Source organism: Kribbella albertanoniae, assembly GCF_004348455.1.
Taxonomy (GTDB): domain Bacteria; phylum Actinomycetota; class Actinomycetes; order Propionibacteriales; family Kribbellaceae; genus Kribbella; species Kribbella albertanoniae.
On sequence record NZ_SMKA01000412.1, the window covers coordinates 1 to 5449 of the forward strand.

Consider the following 5449-nt stretch of genomic DNA (forward strand, 5'->3'; position numbering starts at 1 on the left):
GCCAAGCCCTTCGTCGTCAACAAATCCCGCCCCTCCCGCTTCGCCCTAGAAATCGAGAACCTCCCCGTCGGAGGCTGGCTCGTCGAGGTAGAAGTCGACGCCGCCTACCCCAAGCACCCGTAGGCGTCTCCCGACGCTAACGTCCGAAGGACCGGAGGGCCCGCCTCCGGATCTTCGGACGTTAAATGCCGTGCCGCGCTAACGTCCGAAGGATCGGAGGGCCCGCCTCCGATCCTTCGGACGTTGTGGCGTTCGCTTAGGCGAAGCGGTCGTAGGCAGGCAGTGTGAGGAAGTCGATGTAGTCGTCGGCCAGGGCTACTTGGAGGAAGAGGGTTTTGGCGGACTCGTAGCGGGCGGGGTTGTCGAGGGCGGCGATTTCCTCGTCCGCGAGGCGTTCTACGAGGTCGGTGGTGATGGTGGCGCCGGTGTCGAGGACTACGCCGTTCTTGCGCCACTGCCAGATCTGGGAACGGGAGATCTCGGCGGTGGCGGCGTCCTCCATCAGGTTGAAGATGCCGACCGCGCCGGTGCCTTCGAGCCAGGCAGCGAGGTATTGCAGGGCGACGCTGATGTTGTTGCGGAGGCCGGCCTCGGTCACCTCGCCGGGGGTGGCGGCGACGTTGAGGAGCTGGTCGGCGGTGACGTCGACGTCCTCGCGGAGTTTGCCGAGCTGGTTGGGGTTCTCACCCAGTACGGCGTCGAAGACCGCGCGGCACGTGTCGACCATGCCGGGGTGCGCAACCCAGGAACCGTCGAAGCCGTCGCCGGCCTCGCGGGTCTTGTCGGCCTGGACCTTCGCGAAGGCCTGCTCGTTGACGGCCGGGTCCTTGCTCGGGATGAACGCCGCCATCCCGCCGATCGCGTGCGCTCCGCGCTTGTGGCACGTGCGGACCAGCAGCTCGGTGTAGGCGCGCATGAACGGCACGGTCATCGTCACGCTGTTGCGGTCCGGCAGCTGGAAATCGACCCCTCGGTCCCGGTGCGTCTTGATCACGCTGAACATGTAGTCCCAGCGGCCCGCGTTCAGACCGGCCGAGTGCTCACGCAGTTCGTAGAGGATCTCCTCCATCTCGAACGCGGCCGGGTAAGTCTCGATCAGCACGGTCGCGCGGATCGTCCCGCGCGGAATGCCGAGGGCCTCCTGCGCGGTCACGAACACGTCGTTCCACAGCCGCGCCTCGAGGTGCGACTCCATCTTCGGCAGATAGAAGTACGGCCCCTGTCCGCGGTCCAACTGCAGTTGTCCACAGGCCGCGAAGTACAACGCGAAGTCGACCAGCGAACCGGAGACCGGCTCGCCATCAACCAGGATGTGCTTCTCGGGCAGATGCCAACCCCGCGGCCGTACGACGATGGTCGCCAGCTCCTCATCGGGCTTCAGCGCGTAAGACTTGGTGTCGGTGCTGAAGTCGATCTGCCGGGTGATCGCGTCGAGCAGATTCAGCTGACCGCCGACGACGTTCTCCCAGGTCGGCGTGTTCGCGTCCTCCTGGTCAGCCAGCCAGACCTTCGCGCCGGAGTTCAGCGCGTTGATCGTCATCTTCCGGTCGGTCGGGCCGGTGATCTCCACCCGGCGGTCGACCAGCCCGGGCGCCGCCGGCGCGACCCGCCAGTCCGGATCGTCGCGGATGTCCTTCGTCTCGGGCAGGAAACCGAGGTCCGTACCGGCCGCGATCGCCGCGATCCGCCCGGTCCGGCGGGCCAGCAGCGCCTGCCGGCGGCCGTCGTACTCGCGATGCAACCGCTCGATCAGACCGAGCGCACGCTCGGTCAGGATCTCGTCGTACCGCTCATTCCGGGTCCCGATCACGTCGATGGCCATAGCTCTCACCCTAACTTCGGGAGGAGCTCGCGGAGGAGCTGGGCATGGTCCTCGGGGCGGGACAGGCCGAAGTTCATCGTGTTGACGCAGAGGTGGGTGGCGCCCAGGTCGCGCCAGCCGTCGGCGTACGCACGCCAGTCCTGTTCCGGTACGGCGTTCAGCGACAGGCGTGCCTCGATGCCGATCTCGGCAGGGTCGCGGCCGGCCTTCTCCGCGGCGTCCCGGATGGTCTTCAGCTGCGCACGCATCTTGTCGTCCGGCGGGCCTTGCGGCATCCAGCCGTCGCCGACCTGGCCGGTTCGTTTGAGTACGGCGTCCGCTCCGCCTCCGAACCAGATGGGGATTGACCGGCTCGGGAGGGGATTGAGGCCGGCCTGGTCAACGCGGTCGTACTTGCCTTCGTGGGTGATGACGGGGTCGGCCCAGAGCTTGCGGAGTAGCGCGACCTGCTCGGTCAGTCGGGCACCGCGCTGGGCGAACGGTACGCCGAGAGCGTCGTACTCGACCTGGTTCCAGCCGATGCCGACGCCGAGCCGCAGCCGGCCGCCGGAGAGCACGTCGACCTCGGCCGCCTGCTTGGCGACGAGGGCTGTCTGTCGTTGCGGGAGGACGAGGACTCCGGTCACGAGTTCCAGCTTTGCCGTGATCGCGGCCATGTACCCGAACAGCACGAAAACCTCGTGAAACAAGGACTTGTCGGTGTATCCGGTCCAGCCGGGACGGTTCGCCGGATCCGCGCCGAGAACGTGGTCATAGGCAAGCACATGCGTGTAGCCGGCGTCCTCGACCGTCCGCGTCCAGTCCCGTACGACGGCCGGGTCCGCGCCGATCTCGAGCTGCGGGAAGACCGCTCCGATCCTCATACTCATGCGTTGATCAACTCCAAGAGTCCTTGAACTGCCTGCTCGAAGGGTTCTGGCGTTCCGGCCGCGCGGGCGAGCACATACCCACCCTGCAGTACGGCGGCGATCGTCGCGGCCAGTCGCTCGGGATCTGTCGTTGCCGGGAACTCGTTCGCCTGCTTGCCCTCGGCAACCACTTCGGCCAGCCGGGTGCGTAGCCAGGTGAAGGTCTCGTCGAGCGGTGCCCGCAACTCCGGGTCCGCCACCACGTCGGGATCCGCGGTCAGCCGGCCGACCCGGCAACCGCGCAGCACCTCACGCTCGCGGCTGAGATAAGCCGTGATCCGGTCCCTCGCCGTACCGGCTCCGCCCAGCTGCTCCTCGGCCGCGGCCCGCATCTCAGCCCCCGAGCGCTCGATCGCAACCTTCGCCAGCTCGGCCTTCCCGCTGAAGTGGTGGTACATGCTCCCCTGCCCGGCCCCGGCCGCCGCCTGGATCGCCTTCGGGCTGGTCCCCACATACCCCCGCTCCCACAACAGCTCCTGCGTACTCCGGATCAACCGCTCCACCGTCTCCACCCCGCCACTGTACCCACAGGTACAGCGTCGGTAACGACAACCAGGCGACGGGCGTCGGATGGCCGGAGCATCGGCGGGACCGATAGTCTCGGGGGACTATGAGCACCAGTGTCGCCATTGCGGTAATCACGTTTAGGCGGCCTGGTCTGTTGCGGGGTCTGTTGACGAGTTTGCAGGCCCAGGAACTGCCCGCGGGATCGGATTATTCGGTCCGGATCGTGGTCGTGGACAACGATGCCGACGGCACCGCGGCGCAGGTGGTGGCCGCCTTCGACGGCGATCGGTACCCGATCGAGTCGGTGGTGGAATCGGAGCCGGGGATCCCGTTCGCGCGCGAACGCTCGGTGGAGCTCTGCTGGAACGACGATGCGCTGATCTTCGTGGACGACGACGAGGTGGCGCCGCCGAACTGGCTGTCGACGCTGTTGAACGCCTGGGAGAAGACCGGTGCCGACGTTGTCACCGGGCCGGTGAAGGGCAACCTCCCCGAAGGCGCTCCACCGTGGAACCACTACAGCGACGTCCACGACTCAACCGGCCGGCACACCACCGGCCTGGAGATGCGCAAGGCGTACACGAACAACACGCTGGTCAGCCGGCGGGTCTACCACACCGTCACGCCTGGCTTCCATCCCGCATTCCGCTACACCGGCTCCAGCGACCTGCACTTCTTCCTGCGCGTGCACCGGGCCGGATTCCGGATCGTCTGGTGCGAGGAGGCCGTGATCGCCGAGGAGGTCCCGGCCGCGCGGACGACGCTCAGCTGGCTGGTACGGCGTGCCTTCCGATCCGGAAGCGGTGACACGATCAGCAGGTTGCTCATCCGTCCGGGCGTAGTCAGCTACGTCCTGGTGCTGGCCTATGCTTCGGCCCGGGTGGTCTCGGCGATCGGATACGCGCTGGCCGGACTACTGCTCGGCCGGAAGACGCACCTGCTCAAGGCAGTCCGCCGGTTCTTCTCCGGTGTCGGCAGCCTGGCAGGCATAGTAGGGATCAACCATGACGAGTACCGGGAACGGCACGGCGCCGAACACGACGGTGGCGAGCCTGTGCCGGGCGATCTGGCAGGTGGAGCGGGACCTGAGTCTGCTCGACTGGCAGATCCGGGGCGCGCACCCGTGGCCGATCATCCGGATGCGCGTCTTCCATGAGCTGACGCGTCTTTCCGGCATCCACGGCGTGCCACATCCGATACGGCGTTCCGCCCGCGACAAGCTCGGTCTGATCGGGCGGCACGTGGCGGGGCTCGCGACCCGCAACCCGTTCCTCGGCCGGTACTCCTCTCTCGTGGTACCGCATCCCCGAAAACCGGACGGTGTCGAGATCTACACGTCCGAGCTCCGCGCGTTGTTGGGTCCCTCCGCGTTGATCCTCGACTCGGGGATCAACGGCGTACCGCTCCCTGGCAGCCGCAACCTCGACTTCTTCACGTCGGCTTTTGGCGCGGTCCACTCTCGCTCGGTCGACGACCTTGGCATCGCGGCGGCGTTGCAGAAGCTGACTGGTGTCTCGGTACCGGTCGGCGCGCTGCTCGCCCGCGAGGTGCCCAAGCATCTCCGCCTCCGCGCCCTCTACCGCCGCCTGTTGAAGCGGCACGACATCAAGACCGTGTACGTCGTCGTCGCGTACTTCCACCAGCACATCGTCGGCGCCGCCCGTGATCTCGGGATCCGGGTGGTCGAGCTCCAGCACGGCGCGATCAGCCCGTTCCACCTCGGCTACAGCTACCCCGGTCGCCCGGTCGTCGCCGACCAGCCGGACGAACTCTGGACCTTCGGCTCGTACTGGTCGTCAGTCGCCGACCTTCCCGCAGGAATGCAGACCTCCGTCGTAGGCGCGCCCTACCTCCCCGCCCCCGGCCCGAAGGATCCGTCGCTGGCGGTCTTCCTCTCCCAAGGCACAACCGGCGGCGACCTCCTACACGTCGCCGAATCGGTCGCCAAGGCGAACCCGTCACTCCGGGTCCTCTTCCGCCTGCACCCCAGCGAGCACGCCGCCGACTACACCCCCGCCCCCGGCGTCGAACTCTCCACCTCAGGCAACACACTCGACCTTCTCGCGCGAGCGACGTACCAGGTAGGCGTCTCCACCACCGCCCTCTTCGAAGGCATGGCCCTAGGCTGCCGCACCGCCGTAGCCAACCTCCCCGGCCACGAATACCTAGCCACCCCCATCACCACCGGCCACGCCATCCTGCTCACCGACCC

At 67.5% G+C, this 5449-nt stretch carries 5 protein-coding genes; 2 read left to right on the forward strand and 3 right to left on the reverse strand.

Going from position 1 to position 5449, the window contains the following annotated elements; all coding sequences use genetic code 11:
* Nucleotides 1-256: 256 nt before the first annotated feature.
* From aceB to E1261_RS43000, 3 genes are read right to left on the reverse strand one after another with little or no spacing between them, the layout of a single operon-like run.
* Nucleotides 257-1822: a malate synthase A gene (gene aceB, locus E1261_RS42990; protein ID WP_132415829.1), complete on the reverse strand. Its 1566-nt coding sequence runs from the start codon at nt 1820-1822 to the stop codon at nt 257-259.
* A gap of 5 nt (nt 1823-1827) precedes the next feature.
* Nucleotides 1828-2691, reverse strand: coding sequence for an LLM class F420-dependent oxidoreductase (locus E1261_RS42995; RefSeq protein ID WP_238176809.1), 864 nt, complete (start codon nt 2689-2691; stop codon nt 1828-1830).
* Nucleotides 2688-3242 (reverse strand): TetR/AcrR family transcriptional regulator, encoded by a 555-nt coding sequence (locus tag E1261_RS43000; RefSeq protein ID WP_132415831.1) that lies wholly within the window; start codon nt 3240-3242, stop codon nt 2688-2690. Before E1261_RS43000 ends, E1261_RS42995 begins: the two co-directional genes overlap by 4 nt.
* Before the next feature lie 98 nt (nt 3243-3340).
* On the opposite strand from E1261_RS43000, the gene E1261_RS43005 reads away from it, so the two are divergent.
* Nucleotides 3341-4393 carry a glycosyltransferase family 2 protein gene (locus tag E1261_RS43005; RefSeq protein ID WP_132415833.1) on the forward strand — a complete coding sequence of 351 codons (1053 nt, stop codon included), beginning with the start codon at nt 3341-3343 and terminating at the stop codon, nt 4391-4393.
* Nucleotides 4377-5449: hypothetical protein (locus E1261_RS46725; RefSeq protein ID WP_238176811.1), on the forward strand; the 1073-nt coding region annotated here is incomplete at its 3' end. The genes E1261_RS43005 and E1261_RS46725, both read left to right, overlap by 17 nt.

Excerpts from the sequence above, each read along its gene's own strand:
- aceB (WP_132415829.1), bottom strand. The coding sequence starts at position 1,822 with ATGGCCATCGACGTGATCGGGACCCGGAATGAGCGGTACGACGAGATC.
- E1261_RS42995 (WP_238176809.1), bottom strand. The coding sequence starts at position 2,691 with ATGAGTATGAGGATCGGAGCGGTCTTCCCGCAGCTCGAGATCGGCGCG.
- E1261_RS43005 (WP_132415833.1), top strand. The coding sequence starts at position 3,341 with ATGAGCACCAGTGTCGCCATTGCGGTAATCACGTTTAGGCGGCCTGGT.